Here is a 15667-nt window from a genome sequence, read left to right on the forward strand (position 1 = left end):
CTCACGCGGTCACCACCAGGCGGGCCTCGGTGAGGGCGCGGATGAAGGACGCCACGTCGTCCGCGGTGCGTTCGGTGGTGAGGGCGGGATAGCGCTCGCCCAGCCGCTGCGCCGTCTCCTGGGGCGTGGCACCGTCGAGCAGGGCGTGCAGGATGAGCGCGCCGGTGCTGTTGAGCTGCCAATAGCGGCCGTCGGCCTCGTCGAGCAGCACCATGCCGTGGTCGGTATCGGTCGCCGAGACGTGGCGGCGCAGGGCGAAGGCCATGGCGATCAACTCCTCGCCGGTCACGGGACGGGCGCGAAATCGGACACTGCGCTCAGGAGATGCCCCGGCGTCAACAGGCCACGCCCATCAACGCGGAATGCAACCCGTAAGGATGGAAGAAGGTATGACGTGATGAGCGGACGATAGGTCCGCCTTGAATGAGTGCTCGCCCGCCGTCCCGTAAGACGTAAGGCCCCTCAGGCCGCCGCCACGTCGCCCCGCTTCCCCTCCTCCCGGTGGATCGGCGTGTTCGAACCCGTCAGCGGGACCCCCGTCCCTCCCCGCCGGGCCGCCACGACCTCCGCGGCGATCGACAAGGCCGTCTCCTCGGGCGTGCGCGCCCCGAGGTCGAGGCCGATCGGCGACCTCAGCCGGGCCAGTTCCCCCTCGGTCACGCCGGCTTCGCGCAGCCTCCGGCTGCGGTCCGCGTGGGTGCGGCGCGAGCCCATCGCGCCGACGAATGCGACCGGCATCCGCAGCGCCTCCTTCAGCAGGGGCACGTCGAACTTGGCGTCGTGGGTGAGCACGCACAAGACCGTGCGCCCGTCGACCGGCGTGCGCCGCAGGTAGCGGTGCGGCCAGTCGACCACGACGTCGTCGGCCTCGGGAAAGCGGGCCCGCGTGGCGAAGACAGGGCGGGCGTCGCACACGGTCACGTCGTAACCGAGGAACTTGCCCGCCCGTACGAGCGCCGCGGCGAAGTCGATCGCACCGAAGACGATCATGCGGGGCGGCGGCACGCTCGCTTCGACGAGCAGGGTGAGGCCGCCGGGGCAGTGCGATCCGTCCTCCGAGAGCTCGACCGTGCCGGTGCGGCCGGTGTCCAGCACGGCCCGGGCCTCGGCCGCCGCCGTCCGGTCCAGTTCCGCGCGGCCCCCGAGGGTGCCTTCGTGCGCACCCTCGGGGCGTACGAGCAGCGCCCCGCCGAGGAGTTCCACCGGGCCCCGGACGACCCGGGCGACCGCCACCGGCTCGCCCCGGGCGGCGGTCGTCAACGCCGAACGGAAGACGGCCTGCCGAGGCGTGCCCGCGGCAACCGGCGTGATCAGGATGTCGATGACCCCGCCGCAGGTGAGCCCGACCGCGAAGGCGTCCTCGTCGCTGTAGCCGAACCGCTCGACGACCGTCCCGCCGTCCGCCAGTGCCTGCCGGCACAGCTCGTACACCGCCCCCTCCACGCAGCCGCCGGACACGGAACCGATGACCGTGCCCCGGCTGTCGACGGCGAGGGCGGCGCCCGGGCCGCGCGGGGCGCTGCCGCTGACGGCCACCACGGTGGCGACGGCGAAGTCCCGGCCCTGCTCGGCCCAGCGGTGGAGATCCTCGGCGATGTCAAGCACGTGCTTCCCCCGCAGCTCCTGTACCTCCCGCAGCTCCCGTACCCGTACCCCTCACCGTTCCCGTACCTCCCGCGTCGGCCGTACCTCCCGCACCGGCGAGGATCACGCGGTCCGGCCGGATGGGCAGGCTCCGGTGGCGTACGCCCGTCGCGTGCCGGACCGCGTTGGCGACGGCCGCCGCGGCGCCCACGATCCCGATCTCGCCGATGCCCTTGATCCCGACCGGGTCGTCCGGGTCCGGATCGTCGATCCAGTCCGCCTCGACGTGCGGGACGTCGGCGTGCGTGGCGACGTGGTATCCCGCGAGGTCGGCGCCGTAGTGGCCGCCGGAGGCGCGGTCCCGGACCGCCTCCTCGTGCAGGGCCATGGAGATGCCCCAGATCATGCCGCCGGTGAACTGGTTGCGGGCGGTGAGGGGGTTGACGATCCGGCCCGCCGCGAAGATGCCGAGCATGCGCCGCACGCGCACCTCGCCGGTGGCGACGTCCACGGCGACCTCGGCGAACTGCGCTCCGAAGGAGTGCCGTTCCTTCTCGGAGAGGGCGCCGACGGCCTCGGTGGTGTCCGACCGCACCGTGATGCCCTCCGGCGGGATGCCGGCCCCGGAGGCGAGCCGCTCGCGCAGCTCTGCGGCCGCGGCCGTGATCGCCCACGACCAGGAGCGGGTGCCCATCGACCCTCCGGCGATCGTCGCCGGCCCGAAGTTGCTGTCCCCGATCCGCACCCGGACCCGGTCCGGCGCGACCTCCAGCGCGTCGGCGGCCACCAGGGTGAGTGCGGTCCGCGCCCCGGTGCCGATGTCCGAGGCGGCGATCCGTACGGTGAAGGTGCCGTCCGCCTCCGCCGTCACGGCCGCCGTGGACGGCCAGGCGATCACCGGGAAACAGGCCGACGCCGTGCCGGTGCCGAGCAGCCAGCGCCCTTCGCGGCGCACGCCGGGGCGGGGGTCGCGGTCCGCCCAGCCGAACCGGCGGGCGCCCTCCCGGAAGCAGGCGATCAGGTTGCGGCTGCTGAAGGGCAGGCCGGAGACGGGTCCCCGCTCGGGCTCGTTGCGCACGCGCAGCTCGATCGGGTCGATGCCGCACTTCTCGGCGAGCTCGTCGAGGGCCGACTCCAGCGCGAACGAGCCCGGTGCCTCGCCGGGGGCGCGCATCCACGACGGGGTCGGCACGTCCAGGCGTACGACCCGGTTGACGGTGTGGTGGGCGTCGGCGTCGTACAGCGCCCGCGACGCCGCGGCGGCCGGCTCGAGGAATTCGTACACGGTGGAGGTGAGGCTCACGGAGCTGTGCTCCAGCGCGCGCAGCCGTCCGTCGGCGTCGGCGCCGAGCCGCAGCCGCTGGATCGTGGGGCTGCGGTAGCCGGTGAGCGAGAACATCTGGCGGCGTGTCAGGACGACGCGCACCGGCCTCCGGAGGGCGGCCGCGGCCATGACGGCGGCCACCTGGTGGGCCCGGACGCCCTTGCTTCCGAAACCGCCGCCGACGTGTTCGGACCGCACCCGCACCGAGGCCGGGTCGAGCGAGAAGAGGTTCGCGAGCTCGCTCACGACCCAGGTGGCGCCCTGGTTGGAGTCCACGACGTCGAGCAGGTCCCCGTCCCAGCGGGCCGTGGCCGCGTGGGGCTCCATCGGGTGGTGGAACTCCTCCGGGGTGGTGTACTCCGCGTCCACGACGACGGCGGAGGCCGCGAGCCCGGCCGCCACGTCCCCCTTGCCGGTCTCGGCCGGCGCGGGGCCTTGGTCGACGAGGTAGACGTCCGGGCGGTCGGCGGCGAAGGCGATGTCGTGCGGCTCCTCCTCGTAGCGCACGACGAGCGCTTCGGCGGCCTCCCTGGCCTGTTCGGAGGTCTCGGCGACGACCAGCGCCACCGGCCATCCCATGAACGGCACCCGGTCCTGCTGGAAGACGGCGCAGGTCGGGTCCGGCACCCCCATGAGGCCGATGTAGCCGGTGTTGAGCCGCTGGGCGTTCCCGTGGTGGAGCACGGTGAGCACCCCCGGCATCGCCAGGACCTCGGCGGTCTCCACCGAGCGGATGCGCCCGCGCGCGACGGTGGACAGCACCAGCCAGCCGTGGGCGAGTCCGGCGAAGGGGATCTCACCGGCGTAGCGGGCGGCGCCCGTGACCTTGTCGTAGCCCTCCACCCGGGTGTGCGCGGTGCCGACGGCGCTCTTGCGCGTCGTTGCGGCGGTGGTCATCGTGCGGCCTCCTCGGCGAGTCCGGTCAGTACCGCCACGACGAGGTTGCGCATCAACGTCACCTTGTACGCGTTGTGCGGCAGCGGCTCGGCGGCCGCCAGTTCGGCGTCCGCGGCGGCGGCGAACGTCCCGGCGTCGGCCGGTGCTCCGGTGAGCACCCGCTCGGCGGCCCGGGCCCGCCACGGCTTGGACGCCACCGCTCCGAAGGCCAGGCGCGCTTCTCGCGTCACCCCGTCCCGTACGTCCAGGGCTGCGGCGACCGAGCCGATCGCGAACGCGTACGAGGCGCGCTCGCGGACCTTCCGGTAGCGGGAGAGCGCGGCGACCGGAGCGGGCGGCAGGGTGACGCCGGTGATCAGCGCGCCCTGCGGCAGGGCGGTCTCCAGGTGCGGAGTGCCGCCCACGGGCAGGTAGAACTCGGTGAGCGGCAGTTCGCCCGGCCCGCCGGCCGTTTCGTACGAGACGACGGCGTCGAAGGCGGCCAGCGCCACGGCCATGTCCGAGGGGTGCACCGCCACGCAGTGGCTTGAGGCGCCCAGGATCGCGTGGTTGCGGTGCTCGCCCTCGACGGCCGGGCAACCGCTGCCGGGGACACGCTTGTTGCAGGCCTTGGTCACGTCGGTGAAGTAGCCGCAGCGGGTGCGCTGGAGCAGGTTCCCGCCGACCGTGGCCATGTTGCGCAGCTGCCCGGAGGCGCCGGCCAGCACCGCCTGCGCCAGCGCCGGGTAGCGGCGGCGGACGCCGGGGTGCGCGGCGAGGTCGCTGTTGGTGACGGTGGCGCCGATGCGCAGCCCTCCGTCCGCCGTCGGCTCGATGCGGTCCAGGGGCAGTTCGCGCACGTCGACGAGCCGGGAGGGGCGCTCGACGCCGGCCTTCATCAGGTCGACGAGGTTGGTGCCGCCGCCGAGGAAGCGGGCGTCGGCATCGGCGTCGAGGAGCGCGAGCGCGCCCGGGACGTCGAGCGCGCGCTGGTATCCGAACTCCTTCATGCCGCCGCCTCCTCGGCGCCGGCCGGCGCCGCTGTCGCGGGCTCCGCCTGAACCGTCGCCGCCGCACGGGCGACCGCCTGCACGATCGACACGTAGGCACTGCACCGGCACAGGTTGCCGCTCATCCGCTCCCGGATCTCCTCGGCGCTCAGCGGGGGCGGACCGGCCTCGGGGCGTACGTCTTCGGTGACGGCGCTCGGCCAGCCCGCCGCGTGCTCCTCGATGACCGCGACCGCCGAACAGATCTGCCCCGGCGTGCAGTAGCCGCACTGGTAGCCGTCCAGGTCGAGGAACGCCTGCTGGACCGGGTGCAGTTGCCCCTCGTCGGAGAGGCCCTCGACGGTCGTGATCGCACGCCCCTCGGCGGCCACCGCGAGTTGCAGGCAGGACACGGCCCGGCGCCCGTCGAGCAGGACGGTGCAGGCGCCGCACTGCCCCTGGTCGCAGCCCTTCTTGCTGCCGGTCAGGTCCAGGCGCTCGCGCAGGGCGTCGAGCAGGGTGGTGCGGTGATCCACGGTCAGCGTGTGCTTGTCGCCGTTGATGTTCAAGGTGATGGAGCTGTCGAACGCCGACGAGGGGGGTGGGGCCATGATCAGCCTTCTTTCGCGAGTCCGGAGCCGCGTGTCCGGAGTACGTCGCGGGGACGAACCGGCAGGCAGACACATCAGGAGGGGTCTCCGCGAACGTAACGAGGGAGACCGCGAGATGGCGCTGTGCGTGGCGGGGCTGGTGTCGGAAACACTGCTGGTGGCGGTATGGGCGGTGGAGATCACGACGCCGGTGCCGGCGGGGCGCCGGCCGGCCGTGCCTCCGCTATGGTGAGCGCAAGTGGACAGCTGTCCACTCCTAGGAAGCGTAGTGGACAGCTGTCCGGTTATCAAGGGCGGGATTCGGGCACGCACCGCCGGGAGGAACCAGTGCAGGAGAAGAAGGACGCGGCCCAGCGGTCGGACGCGAGGCGGAACCGCGAGCGCATCCTGGAGGCCGCGGTGGCCGAGCTGACGTGCTGCCCGAACGCCCCGCTGAGCGTGATCGCCCGGAAGGCGGGCGTCGGGCAGGGCACGTTCTACCGCAACTTCCCCAATCGCGAGGCGCTCGTCCTCGAGATCTACCGCTACGAAATGCAGCAGGTCGCCGAGGCGGCGGCCCAGTTGCTCGAAACGCGGGAACCGGACCGGGCCCTGCGCGAGTGGATGGACCGCCTCGCCCGGTTCGCCATGACCAAGGCCGGCCTGGCGGACGCGATCCGCATGGCCACCGCCGGGCCCGGTGGCCCGGCGAAACCGGGGCACACCCCGGTGACCGACGCGGCCGGCCTCCTGCTCCGCGCCAACGAAGAGGCCGGCACGATCCGCCCGGGGGTGACCCCGGACGACTTCCTCCTCGCCATCGCCGGCCTCTGGCAGATCGACCCCCGCTCGGACTGGCAGCCGCGTGTCACCCGGCTGATGGACCTCGTCATGGACGGCCTGCGCGCGGGAGCGCCCGGGGGGTGAGCACAGGCCGGCGCTGCGAGGACCCCATCACCTGCCGACGTACGCCGCGAGGTGTTCGCCGGTGAGCGTGGAGCGGTCGGCGACGAGGCCGGCGGGGGTGCCTTCGAAGACGATCCGGCCGCCGTCGTGGCCGGCGCCGGGGCCCAGGTCGATGATCCAGTCGGCGTGCGCCATGACCGCCGGGTGGTGCTCGACGACGATGACCGACTTGCCGGAGTCGACGAGCCGGTCGAGCAGGCCGAGCAACTGTTCGACGTCGGCGAGGTGCAGGCCGGTGGTCGGCTCGTCGAGGACGTAGACGCCGCCCTTCTCGGCCATGTGGGTGGCCAGCTTGAGCCGCTGCCGCTCGCCGCCGGACAGCGTGGTGAGCGGCTGTCCGAGAGCGAGGTAGCCGAGCCCGACGTCGGCGAGCCGGCCCAGGATGCGGTGCGCGGCCGGCGTGCGCGCCTCGCCGGCGCCGAAGAACTCCTCGGCCTCCGACACCGGCATCGTGAGCACCTCGCTGATGTCGCGGCCGCCCAAGTGGTGGTCCAGCACCGCCGCCTGGAACCGCCTGCCCTCGCACTCCTCGCAGGTGACGGCGACGCCGGCCATCATCGCCAGGTCGGTGTAGACGACGCCGGCGCCGTTGCAGGTGGGGCAGGCGCCCTCGGAGTTGGCGCTGAACAGGGCCGGCTTCACGCCGTTGGCCTTGGCGAACGCCTTGCGGACCGGATCGAGGAGCCCCGTGTACGTGGCCGGATTGCTCCGCCGCGAGCCCTTGATCGGGCTCTGGTCCACCGACACCACCCCCTCGCCGGAGGGGATCGAGCCGTGCACGAGCGAGCTCTTGCCGGACCCCGCCACGCCGGTGACCACGCACAGCACCCCCAGCGGGATGTCGACGTCCACGCCCTGAAGGTTGTGCGTCGTCGCGCCCCGGACCGCGAGCGTGCCGGCCGCCCTTCGTACCGCCTCCTTGAGGGCGGGACGGTCGTCGAGATGGCGGCCGGTGACCGTGCCGCCGGCCCGCAGGCCCTCCACGGTCCCCTCGAAGCAGACGCTGCCGCCCGCCGTGCCCGCACCGGGGCCGAGGTCGACGACGTGGTCGGCGATCGCGATCGTCTGCGGCTTGTGCTCCACGACGAGCACCGTGTTGCCCTTGTCCCGCAGCCGCAGCAGCAGGTCGTTCATCCGGCTGATGTCATGGGGGTGCAGGCCCGAGGTCGGCTCGTCGAAGACGTACGTGACGTCGGTCAGCGAAGAGCCCAGGTGGCGGACCATCTTGACGCGCTGCGCCTCGCCGCCCGACAGCGTGCCCGCCGGCCGGTCGAGCGAGAGGTAGCCCAGGCCGATCTCCGTGAACGAGTCGAGGCTGTGCTGCAACGCCGTGAGCAGCGGCGCCACCGACGGCTCCGTGAGCCCGCGGACCCACTCGGCCAGGTCCCTGATCTCCATCGCGCAGGCGTCGGCGATGCTGATCTTCTTGATCTTCGAGGACCGGGCGCCCTCGCTGAGCCGCGTGCCGTCGCACTCGGGACAGACGGCGAACGTCGTCGTCCGCTCCACGAACGCGCGGACGTGCGGCTGCAGCGCCTCCACGTCCTTGGACAGCATCGACTTCCGGATCTTCGGGATCAGCCCCTCGTACGTCAGGTTGACGCCGTCGACCTTGATCTTGGTCGGCTCCTTGTGGAGGAGGTCGTGCAGCTCCCTCTTGGTGTACTTGCGGATCGGCTTGTCCGGGTCGAAGAAGCCGCAGCCGGTGAAGATGCGGCCGTACCAGCCGTCCATGCTGTAGCCGGGAATCGTCAGCGCACCCTCGTTGAGGGACTTGGAGTCGTCGTAGAGCTGCGTGAGGTCGATGTCCGAGACCGTGCCCCGGCCCTCGCAGCGCGCGCACATGCCGCCGGTGCGGGAGTAGGTCGCCTTCACCGCCTTCCTGGCGCCGCGCTCGACCGTGATCGCCCCGCTCGCCCGGACCGAGGCGGTGTTGAAGGAGTACGCGCTGGGCGGGCCGATGTGCGGCTTCCCGAGCCGGCTGAAGAGGATGCGCAGCATCGCGTTGGCGTCGGTGGCGGTGCCGACCGTGGAGCGCGGGTCGGCGCCCATCCGCTGCTGGTCGACGATGATCGCGGTCGTCAGCCCGTCGAGCACGTCGACCTCGGGCCGCGCGAGGGTCGGCATGAAGCCCTGCACGAAGGCGCTGTAGGTCTCGTTGATCAGCCGCTGCGACTCCGCGGCGATCGTGTCGAACACCAGGGAGCTCTTGCCCGAGCCGGACACGCCGGTGAACACCGTCAGCCGGCGCTTCGGGATCTCGATGCTGACGTCCTTGAGGTTGTTCTCCCGCGCGCCGTGCACGCGGATCAGGTCGTGGCTGTCGGCGGCGTGCGGCGCGGGCGACCGTGTGGCCGTGGCCTTGCTCCTGCCTCTGCCCGTGTCCGTCCCCGTGGCCTTGCTCATCGTGCTCTCCGTCCGTTGCGCGGGGCCCGCCCTCGCGGTCGCCGCCGGCGTCAGCTTCGAGCGTACGTCCAGCCGCGTCGCGGGAGAGGTCGTGGAGCGTCCGGACGCGGTCGCGCGCCGCCCGCCGGTCAGCCGCGCCGCGCCGCTCCCGCAGGCCACAGGACGCGGACGGGGATCCCCGCGCCGTGCGCCTCGGCGACGGTGGCGGCCGTGCCGCCGCCCTTCTCGGACGCCGCCCCGTCCCACACGGCGACCAGCAGGTCCGCCCGCCCGAGCAGCTCGGTGTTCGCGGCCTGGAAGGCGCTCAGGCTCGCCGCCGGGTAGGGCATGACCGTGACGTCGGCGGCCGCCTCCAGCAGGCGGTCGAACCGTGCCCTGTCCGCCGCGTCCTCCAGGAACGCCCGGTAGTCGTGGAACGGCAGGACCACGGAGAGGGCCCCGCCGGAGGCCAGGACGGCCTCGGCGAACAGCGAGTCGGCCCCGGGAGCGATGCAGGACACGCCGGTCAGCCCGGGCGCGCCCGAGGTCAGCTCGCCCAGAAGGCACTGGAGGGCGTCCCGGAGGAGGGGTTCCGTGCCCTCGGCGAGGTCCATGTGGCCGGTAACGCCGATCGTGTGCATCGCACTTCACCCGTCTGCCGGTCGGCACTGTCGCCCTCCCAGTGTCCCACCCCGGCCCGTACGGGCGGGCCCGCCGTCACCGGGCGCGAGGGCTCAGAGGGTGGTCGCGAGGAAGCCCGCGACGTAGGCGACGCTGAAGACGACCGGTACGCCCTGTTCCACGTACGTCAGGGGCACGTAGCGGCGCCAGTCACGCCCTTCGCCCAGGGCGCCCCACTCCGCGTCCGAGTACGCGAGCGCCGGCAGCCTGCGCTCCAGCGCGCCGATCACGGCGTACTTGGCGGCGTTGAGCTGGCGGTAGGAACGCATCATTACGAACCAGCCCAGGCACTGGGTCAGCAGCACGGCCAGCCCCGCCAGCAGCAGCCACACCGAGGAACTGCGCCAGTCGGATCCGGAGACGGTGGCGAGGGCGGTGACGGCCACGGTGTTGAGCGTCAGGAAGAACGTGTTGGTCAGGCTGCGCCGGGCGCTGACCCGGTCGGCCATCTCGACGCACAACTTGTACTGCTCCAGGATCGCGCCTTGGTACTTGTCCTTGGCGCGGGCGTAGTCCGACGGGCTGACGCCTGCGTTCCAGAGAGTGTTGTCTATGCCGGTCATGGGAGCATGATGGCCGCCCGGCCGCAGCGGACGAATCAGTTCCGCACGGGCAATGCGTTCAACTGTTCCATAATGGGCTGGAGTTCGCGCGCGGCCGCTCGGGGCGGGCGCCGCGCGGCCCGGCCGCCGGGCTGACGGGCCGCCGGGCCGCACGGCGGTCATTCGTCCAGGTCGGCCTCGGAGAAGAGGAAGATGCCGCTGACGATCAGGGCGGCTCCGACGAACTGCCAGAGGTTGATGCTCTCGCCCAGGAAGATGATCGCGGCCGCCACCCCGAACACCGGGATGATGTTGAGGATGACGCCCGCCGCGCTCACGGACAGCCGGGTGATGGAGTGGTTGTACAGGAGGTACGCCACGCCGAGGCCGCCGCCGCAGACGATCGCCGCCACCGCCCAGTGGCCGGCGTTCACGCCCGCGGTCAGTGCGGTCGCGTCCGTGCCCCACTGCCAGATCAGCAGGGGCAGCATGAACAGCAGGCCGAAGCCGAACTGGTAGGCGGTCACGACGAGCGGGTCCATGTCCAGGACGACACGCCCCGCGATCATCGTGGCGATGGCCGCCGCCAGCGAGCCGGCGAGCACCAGGAACGAGCCCAGGGAGAGCCCCAGGTCGGCCCTCGGGCCGCCCAGCAGGGCGACCCCCGCGGCTGCCAGGACCACGCCGGCGACGGCCCGGCCGGTGGGGAGGCGCCGGTTGACGAACGCCGCCAGCGCGACGATGAAGACCGCCTCCGTGCCGTCGAGCAGGGCCGCCTCGGCGGCGTCGATGTAGGCCAGGCCCAGGCCGATCGCCCCGTACCCCAGCATGGGTTCGAACAGGCCGAGGAGGGCGAGCAGGCGCAACTGCTTCCCCGTCGGCCTCTGGTGACCCTTCCAGAGGAGGATGACCCACAGGAGCGCGGCGGACGCCGCGAGGGTGATGGTGAGCAGGGTGACGACGGAGAGTCCCGCCAGTGAGTACTTCTCGCCGGTGGTCCAGACGCCCCAGAGGATGGAGGCGACCAGCAGGGGCAGCAGCCCGCGTTGCCGGCGCGTGATGACGCCGCTCATCCGGCCGCCGGACCGTTCTGTAACACGTGGAGCATGTGATCCCTTCACTCTGTCTTGATGACTGGCTGCCGGGCTCAGATGCCCAGCGCCTCCTCCACCACCCGCTCCGCCTCCGCGACGGACCCGGCGTCCGGGCCGGCCACGAGGTAGCGCCACTTGCCGTCCACGTCGTGGGTGTCCGTCGTGAGCACGGCCCGTACGCCGGCGGACGCGTCCGCGAGCCCCGCGGCCTCGATGCGGCGCACGGCCTCGCCGAAGCCGAGGTGATCATCGCTGAACCGGCCGTCGGCGCGCCAGTGCACCGGGACGTCCCCCGGCCGCAGCCGCCGGGCCAGCTTCTCCAGGTAAGTGCCGCCCGTGGTCCGCACATTGGCCTCGGTGATCACGTAGCCGCCGTCGTACGTGCCGCAGTCGACGTCGAAGATGCCGCGGTAGCCCAGAGTGTGCAGCCGGCCGCCGAGGACCGCGGCGGCCTCGTGCAGCGCCGCGGAGTGCGGGCCCTCGGCGGCCGGGGTGACCATGCCCGTCCAGGCGTTGTTCACCGTCCGCTGGTCACAGCTGTAGTACGGGGTGACACCGGCGTCCTCGGCGATCATCTCCATGCTCGGGGAGGCGGTGAGCGGCAGGAACTCCTCGTACACCCACCCGCGGCCCCGCCCGGTAATGCCGGCGACGGCCTCGCGGACCCGGTGCTCCCGCGATTCCCGGGCCCCGGCCTCGACCACCGTGTTCCCGAAACCGGTGGAGGACCGGTCCGGCTTGACGATGGCGGCGGGATGGCCGGCGAGGAACGCGACGAGCCGCCGGACCAGCTCGTCGCGGGTCGCGGCGAAGCCTCCGTCAGCGACGGGCAGGCCCAGCGCGGCCGCCTCCTCCCGGATGCCGCTCTTGGTGTTGACGCGGCGGACCATGTCCAGGACCGCGTCGTCCGGGTGAGCGCTATAGGGGTGCAGCCGCATGCCGGTGCGGCGGGCGAAGTCGAGGACGGGGCGGTCCAGGGCGAACGGATCGAGGACGGGCCGCTCGGTGAGCAGCTTCGTCGCGCCCAGCCCGGCGGCGACGTCGAGCGGGTGGGCGGTGGCCGTGCCGGGCGGCGCCACGATGTCCACCGCGCCCACGTCGAGGCCGATCGTACGGGCCACGTAGTCGCGGAACCGCGCGGGGCACGGGGCCAGCATGACGACGCAGTCGCCTGGTTCCGCTTCCCACAGCATGCGCGCGGTGGGCACGGCCATGGCCCGCAGGTAGCGGTCCGTGGGGTCGTCGGCCATGGTGTCGCTGTTGAGGTTCGACAGGATGGTCCGGCTCGGCCGCCCGTACGTCATCTGCCCGCCCGCCCCTTCCCGCCCGGAGCCTCCGCAGCGCCCGGAACTTCCGCAGCGCCCGGGGCTTCCGAAGTGCTCGGTGTTTCCGCAGCGGCGCTCGGGGCTTCCGCGGCGCTCGGAGCCGCCGGAGGGGCCGGGGGATAGGCGTGTTCCTCGCCCCACGGATCCGTGACCCGCGCGGCGTCGTCCGTCAGGTACACCGGCCCGATCGGCACCTTGCCGTGCCCGCCGGGAATGTCCAGGACGTACGTGGGCTGGCACATTCCGGAGACCCGGCCGCGCAGGTCGCGCATGAGCTCCTGGCCCTCGCCGATCGTGGTCCGGAAGTGCCCGGTGCCCTTCGCGAGGTCGCCCTGGTGCAGGTAGTAGGGCTTGACGCGGTTCACGACGAGGGTGCGGAAGAGGTCCTCCAGCGCCTCGGGCGTGTCGTTCACGCCCTTGAGCAGCACCGTCTGACTGACGAGCGGAACGCCGGCGTCCACGAGGCGGCTCAGCGCCCCGCGGGCCTCGTCGCCTATCTCCTGGCTGTGGTTGGTGTGCACGACGACCCACACCGGAGTGCCGAGGCGGAGCGCCTCGACCAGGTCCTGCGTCACCCGGCCCGGGTCCACCACGGGGATCCGCGTGTGGAAGCGGATCACCTTCACGTGCTCGATCGCGTCCAGCGCCTCGAGCATGGGGCGCAGCTTGGACGGCGCGATGATGAGGGGGTCGCCCCCGGTGAAGATGACCTCCCAGATCTCGGGGTGCGCACGGATGTAGTCCAGCGCCGCCTCCAGTTGCTCGCCCCGGAGCATGTGGTCGCCGGGCCCGACGACCTCGCGGCGGAAGCAGAAGCGGCAGTAGACCGGGCACACGTGCACGGGTTTGAGGAGCACCCGGTCGGGGTAGCGGTGGGTGACGCCCTTCACGGGCGTGAAGGGGTCGTCACCGATCGGGTCGTCGCTCTCCTCGGGGGTGGTGAGCAGTTCCTGCCCGGTGGGCACGAACTGCCGCCCCACCGGATCGTCCACCGCGAAAATGCGGTCCTGCATCGCCGGCGTGATGCTCACGGCGTAGCGCTCGGCGACATCGACGATCGTCGGAAGGTCGGCTTCATCGGCCAGTTTGCTGGCCACGAGGTCTTTCGGTGTGCGAACGGAGCGACTGGCCACGTTTCAGTGCCTCTCCCGTGAGGACATTGCGGCGGTGCAATGCTTCGGCCTGTGTGGGCGGGGGAACGGGAATCGCTGCTCCGGACGGGAGCGTGCACGGCATGCAGTCCACTTGCGGTCTACATGTAGTCCACTTGCAGTACGGAGAGAAAACCGGTGGACCGGTGAGGGAGGAGCGGCGGACCATATCCGGTGTGCCCGGGCCGGGTTGCGCGATCTCTGCGAACCCCCTGATCGCTGAACGCGGACCATGATGCAGACCGATTTGACGGCTTGTCAATGATCTCGGATCCGTGCGGTCTTCCGTTACGGCGAACCGACTGGAAGAGGCATTTAGCGGTGGATACAGCGCATGTCCGAAATCCTGATCTTGCGTGTTCCGCCGGTGTTCGGTTACGGTGCCGACCGTTCGCACGTGTAGTCGCCGCACTGCAAGTCCTATACCGGGCAGGTTCATTCCGCGCCGTGCGCCGCGCGGACCTGCAAAGACCTGCCGCCACTGAAACATCGCTCGTCGTATGCCGCCTTATGCCGTCGTGTGCGTGTGCTTGATTTTCAGGGGGAGTTGGGTGATGAGGACGTCGTCCGCGAGGCCTCGTATCGGGGTCACCTCGCGCTTTCGTCAGAACATCCGCAGTCACAGCATTCATGAGGGATATGTCGAGCAGGTGACGCGGGCCGGCGGCCTGCCCCTCGTCATCCCCTGCGCCGACGCCGACGGGGATTTGTGCACGTCATACCTCTCCCTGCTCGACGGACTGCTGCTCACCGGCGGCGAGGACATGGATCCCGCGTATTGCAGCGGTACGGTACGGCAGCCCGGATACACCTATCACCCCCGGCGCGACGCGTTCGAGAAGCGACTCGCGGGATCGGCGCTCGATGCGGGAATTCCCACGCTCGGCATCTGCCGCGGCGCGCAAGTGCTCCACACCGTCACCGGAAATCCGCTGATCGGGCACGTCCCCGATGTCAACGGCGGGCGCGTTGCGCACCGGATTTCCCTCACGGAGACCTCCCGGCACTCCGTCACCCTCGCCGAGGGCAGCAAGGTCGCCCGGGCGTACGGGGAGCGGACGCTGAAGGTGACCTCGTACCACCACCAGGGGCTGGGCGAGCAGACCCCGGGCGGTATCCGGTGGCGGGTGACGGCCCGCGCCGACGACTCCCTCGCCGAGGCGATCGAGCGCGAGGCGGACGCGGAAGGAGACGCGGAAGGAGACGCCGGGCAGGCCCCCTGGGCGGTCGGCGTCCTGTGGCATCCCGAGCTTCCCGCGGACGACGGGCCCGCCGACGGTGCCGGGGAGCGCACCGACCCGCTGATCGCGGCGTTCGTCGCCGCGGCGGGAGCGTCATGACCTCCGGCAAGTCTTCCCAGCCGTCCGGTAAGTCGCCGGCGTCGTCCGACGAGTCGTCCCAGCCGCCCGCCGCGACGTTCGGCGTCCGCCGGCTCGGCCCCGGGGACCTCGGCCTGCTGCTCGGTCTCCAGGAGCGGGTGCACTCGGCCCTCGCGGACCCGTCCGTCTTCCAGACCAGCACGCCCGAGTTCATCGCGTACTGCCTCGCTGACGGCGGGCGCTGCTACGCCGTCGAGCACGACGGCGAGACCGTCGCCTACCGGATGGTCTACTTTCCCCGCGACCGGGCGTTCAACCTGGCCAAGGACACGGCCCTGCCCCCGTCCGAATACCACCGGGTGGGCCACTGGGACACCGTCGCCGTCCTGCCCCGCTGGCGCGGCCACGGGCTGGCCCGGCTGATGAACACCCGCGCCCTCGCCGACCTCGCCGGCACGGACATCCGCCACCTGTTCGCCACCAGCGCGCCCAGCAACCCGTACGCCGTACGCACCCTGCTGGAGGCCGGCTTCCAACCCATCGGCCTCGTTCGGAAGTTCGGGGGACGGCTGCGGTTCCTGCTCTACCGACCCGGCCCCGCCGGCCGGCCCGCCACGGCCGGAGAGCCGCCGGAACTGACCGTCGCGTGCTCGGCCACCGACGCGCTGGAGCGCGCCTTCCGCGACGGCTGGACCGGCACCGGCATCGACATCGACGGAGCGGGCCGTGCCCGGCTGCGGATGCGGCGCCGGCCGCTGCCGTTCAGCACCGGACAGGTCTGACGGGCCCGCTTCGGCTGTCCAACCCGGCCGCACGGCGGGCCGGGCGGTCGCGCCCTGCA

The 15667-nt window shown here is 72.2% G+C and carries 14 protein-coding genes; 3 read left to right on the top strand and 11 right to left on the bottom strand.

The annotated features are described in order from the left end of the window. Window position 1: 1 nt before the first annotated feature. The 5 genes from D7231_RS00750 to D7231_RS00770 form a co-directional block, all read right to left on the bottom strand. Complete coding sequence (locus D7231_RS00750) at window positions 2-265, bottom strand: lasso peptide biosynthesis PqqD family chaperone (protein WP_120753371.1); 264 nt, start codon at window positions 263-265, stop codon at window positions 2-4. A gap of 197 nt (window positions 266-462) precedes the next feature. Continuing rightward, entirely contained in the window at window positions 463-1605 is a 1143-nt protein-coding gene (locus tag D7231_RS00755; protein ID WP_120752922.1) for an XdhC family protein, read from the bottom strand. Then, window positions 1598-3805: a xanthine dehydrogenase family protein molybdopterin-binding subunit gene (locus tag D7231_RS00760; RefSeq protein WP_120752923.1), complete on the bottom strand. Its 2208-nt coding sequence runs from the start codon at window positions 3803-3805 to the stop codon at window positions 1598-1600. Before D7231_RS00760 ends, D7231_RS00755 begins: the two co-directional genes overlap by 8 nt. Next, complete coding sequence (locus D7231_RS00765) at window positions 3802-4794, bottom strand: FAD binding domain-containing protein (RefSeq protein ID WP_120752924.1); 993 nt, start codon at window positions 4792-4794, stop codon at window positions 3802-3804. The genes D7231_RS00760 and D7231_RS00765 overlap by 4 nt, the downstream gene beginning before the upstream one ends. Then, window positions 4791-5384 (bottom strand): (2Fe-2S)-binding protein, encoded by a 594-nt coding sequence (locus D7231_RS00770; protein ID WP_120752925.1) that lies wholly within the window; start codon window positions 5382-5384, stop codon window positions 4791-4793. Before D7231_RS00770 ends, D7231_RS00765 begins: the two co-directional genes overlap by 4 nt. A gap of 327 nt (window positions 5385-5711) precedes the next feature. On the opposite strand from D7231_RS00770, the gene D7231_RS00775 reads away from it, so the two are divergent. After that, window positions 5712-6290, top strand: coding sequence for a TetR/AcrR family transcriptional regulator (locus D7231_RS00775; RefSeq protein WP_241999489.1), 579 nt, complete (start codon window positions 5712-5714; stop codon window positions 6288-6290). Window positions 6291-6317: 27 nt separating this feature from the next. Here D7231_RS00775 and D7231_RS00780 read toward each other — a convergent pair whose 3' ends face one another. The 6 genes from D7231_RS00780 to D7231_RS00805 all read right to left on the bottom strand — a co-directional run bounded on the left by D7231_RS00780 (window position 6318) and on the right by D7231_RS00805 (window position 13489). Beyond that, on the bottom strand, window positions 6318-8735 hold the full coding sequence (locus tag D7231_RS00780; RefSeq protein WP_120753372.1) for an ATP-binding cassette domain-containing protein: 2418 nt from the start codon (window positions 8733-8735) through the stop codon (window positions 6318-6320). A 128-nt stretch (window positions 8736-8863) separates the two neighbouring features. Continuing rightward, entirely contained in the window at window positions 8864-9355 is a 492-nt protein-coding gene (locus tag D7231_RS00785; protein ID WP_120752927.1) for a hypothetical protein, read from the bottom strand. A gap of 93 nt (window positions 9356-9448) precedes the next feature. After that, entirely contained in the window at window positions 9449-9958 is a 510-nt protein-coding gene (locus tag D7231_RS00790) for a RipA family octameric membrane protein (protein WP_120752928.1), read from the bottom strand. A gap of 158 nt (window positions 9959-10116) precedes the next feature. Beyond that, window positions 10117-11010, bottom strand: coding sequence for a DMT family transporter (locus tag D7231_RS00795; RefSeq protein WP_120752929.1), 894 nt, complete (start codon window positions 11008-11010; stop codon window positions 10117-10119). A gap of 74 nt (window positions 11011-11084) precedes the next feature. Beyond that, complete coding sequence (locus D7231_RS00800) at window positions 11085-12335, bottom strand: preATP grasp domain-containing protein (RefSeq protein WP_120752930.1); 1251 nt, start codon at window positions 12333-12335, stop codon at window positions 11085-11087. Next, window positions 12332-13489: a lysine-2,3-aminomutase-like protein gene (locus D7231_RS00805; RefSeq protein WP_120752931.1), complete on the bottom strand. Its 1158-nt coding sequence runs from the start codon at window positions 13487-13489 to the stop codon at window positions 12332-12334. The genes D7231_RS00800 and D7231_RS00805 overlap by 4 nt, the downstream gene beginning before the upstream one ends. Window positions 13490-14061: 572 nt before the next feature. On the opposite strand from D7231_RS00805, the gene D7231_RS00810 reads away from it, so the two are divergent. Both D7231_RS00810 and D7231_RS00815 read left to right on the top strand, forming a co-directional pair. Beyond that, window positions 14062-14847 (top strand): gamma-glutamyl-gamma-aminobutyrate hydrolase family protein, encoded by a 786-nt coding sequence (locus tag D7231_RS00810; protein WP_120753373.1) that lies wholly within the window; start codon window positions 14062-14064, stop codon window positions 14845-14847. Beyond that, complete coding sequence (locus tag D7231_RS00815) at window positions 14844-15608, top strand: GNAT family N-acetyltransferase (protein ID WP_120752932.1); 765 nt, start codon at window positions 14844-14846, stop codon at window positions 15606-15608. Before D7231_RS00810 ends, D7231_RS00815 begins: the two co-directional genes overlap by 4 nt. Window positions 15609-15667 lie beyond the last annotated feature (59 nt).

The sequence above is a fragment of the Streptomyces klenkii genome, from assembly GCF_003626645.1.
Taxonomy (GTDB): domain Bacteria; phylum Actinomycetota; class Actinomycetes; order Streptomycetales; family Streptomycetaceae; genus Streptomyces; species Streptomyces klenkii.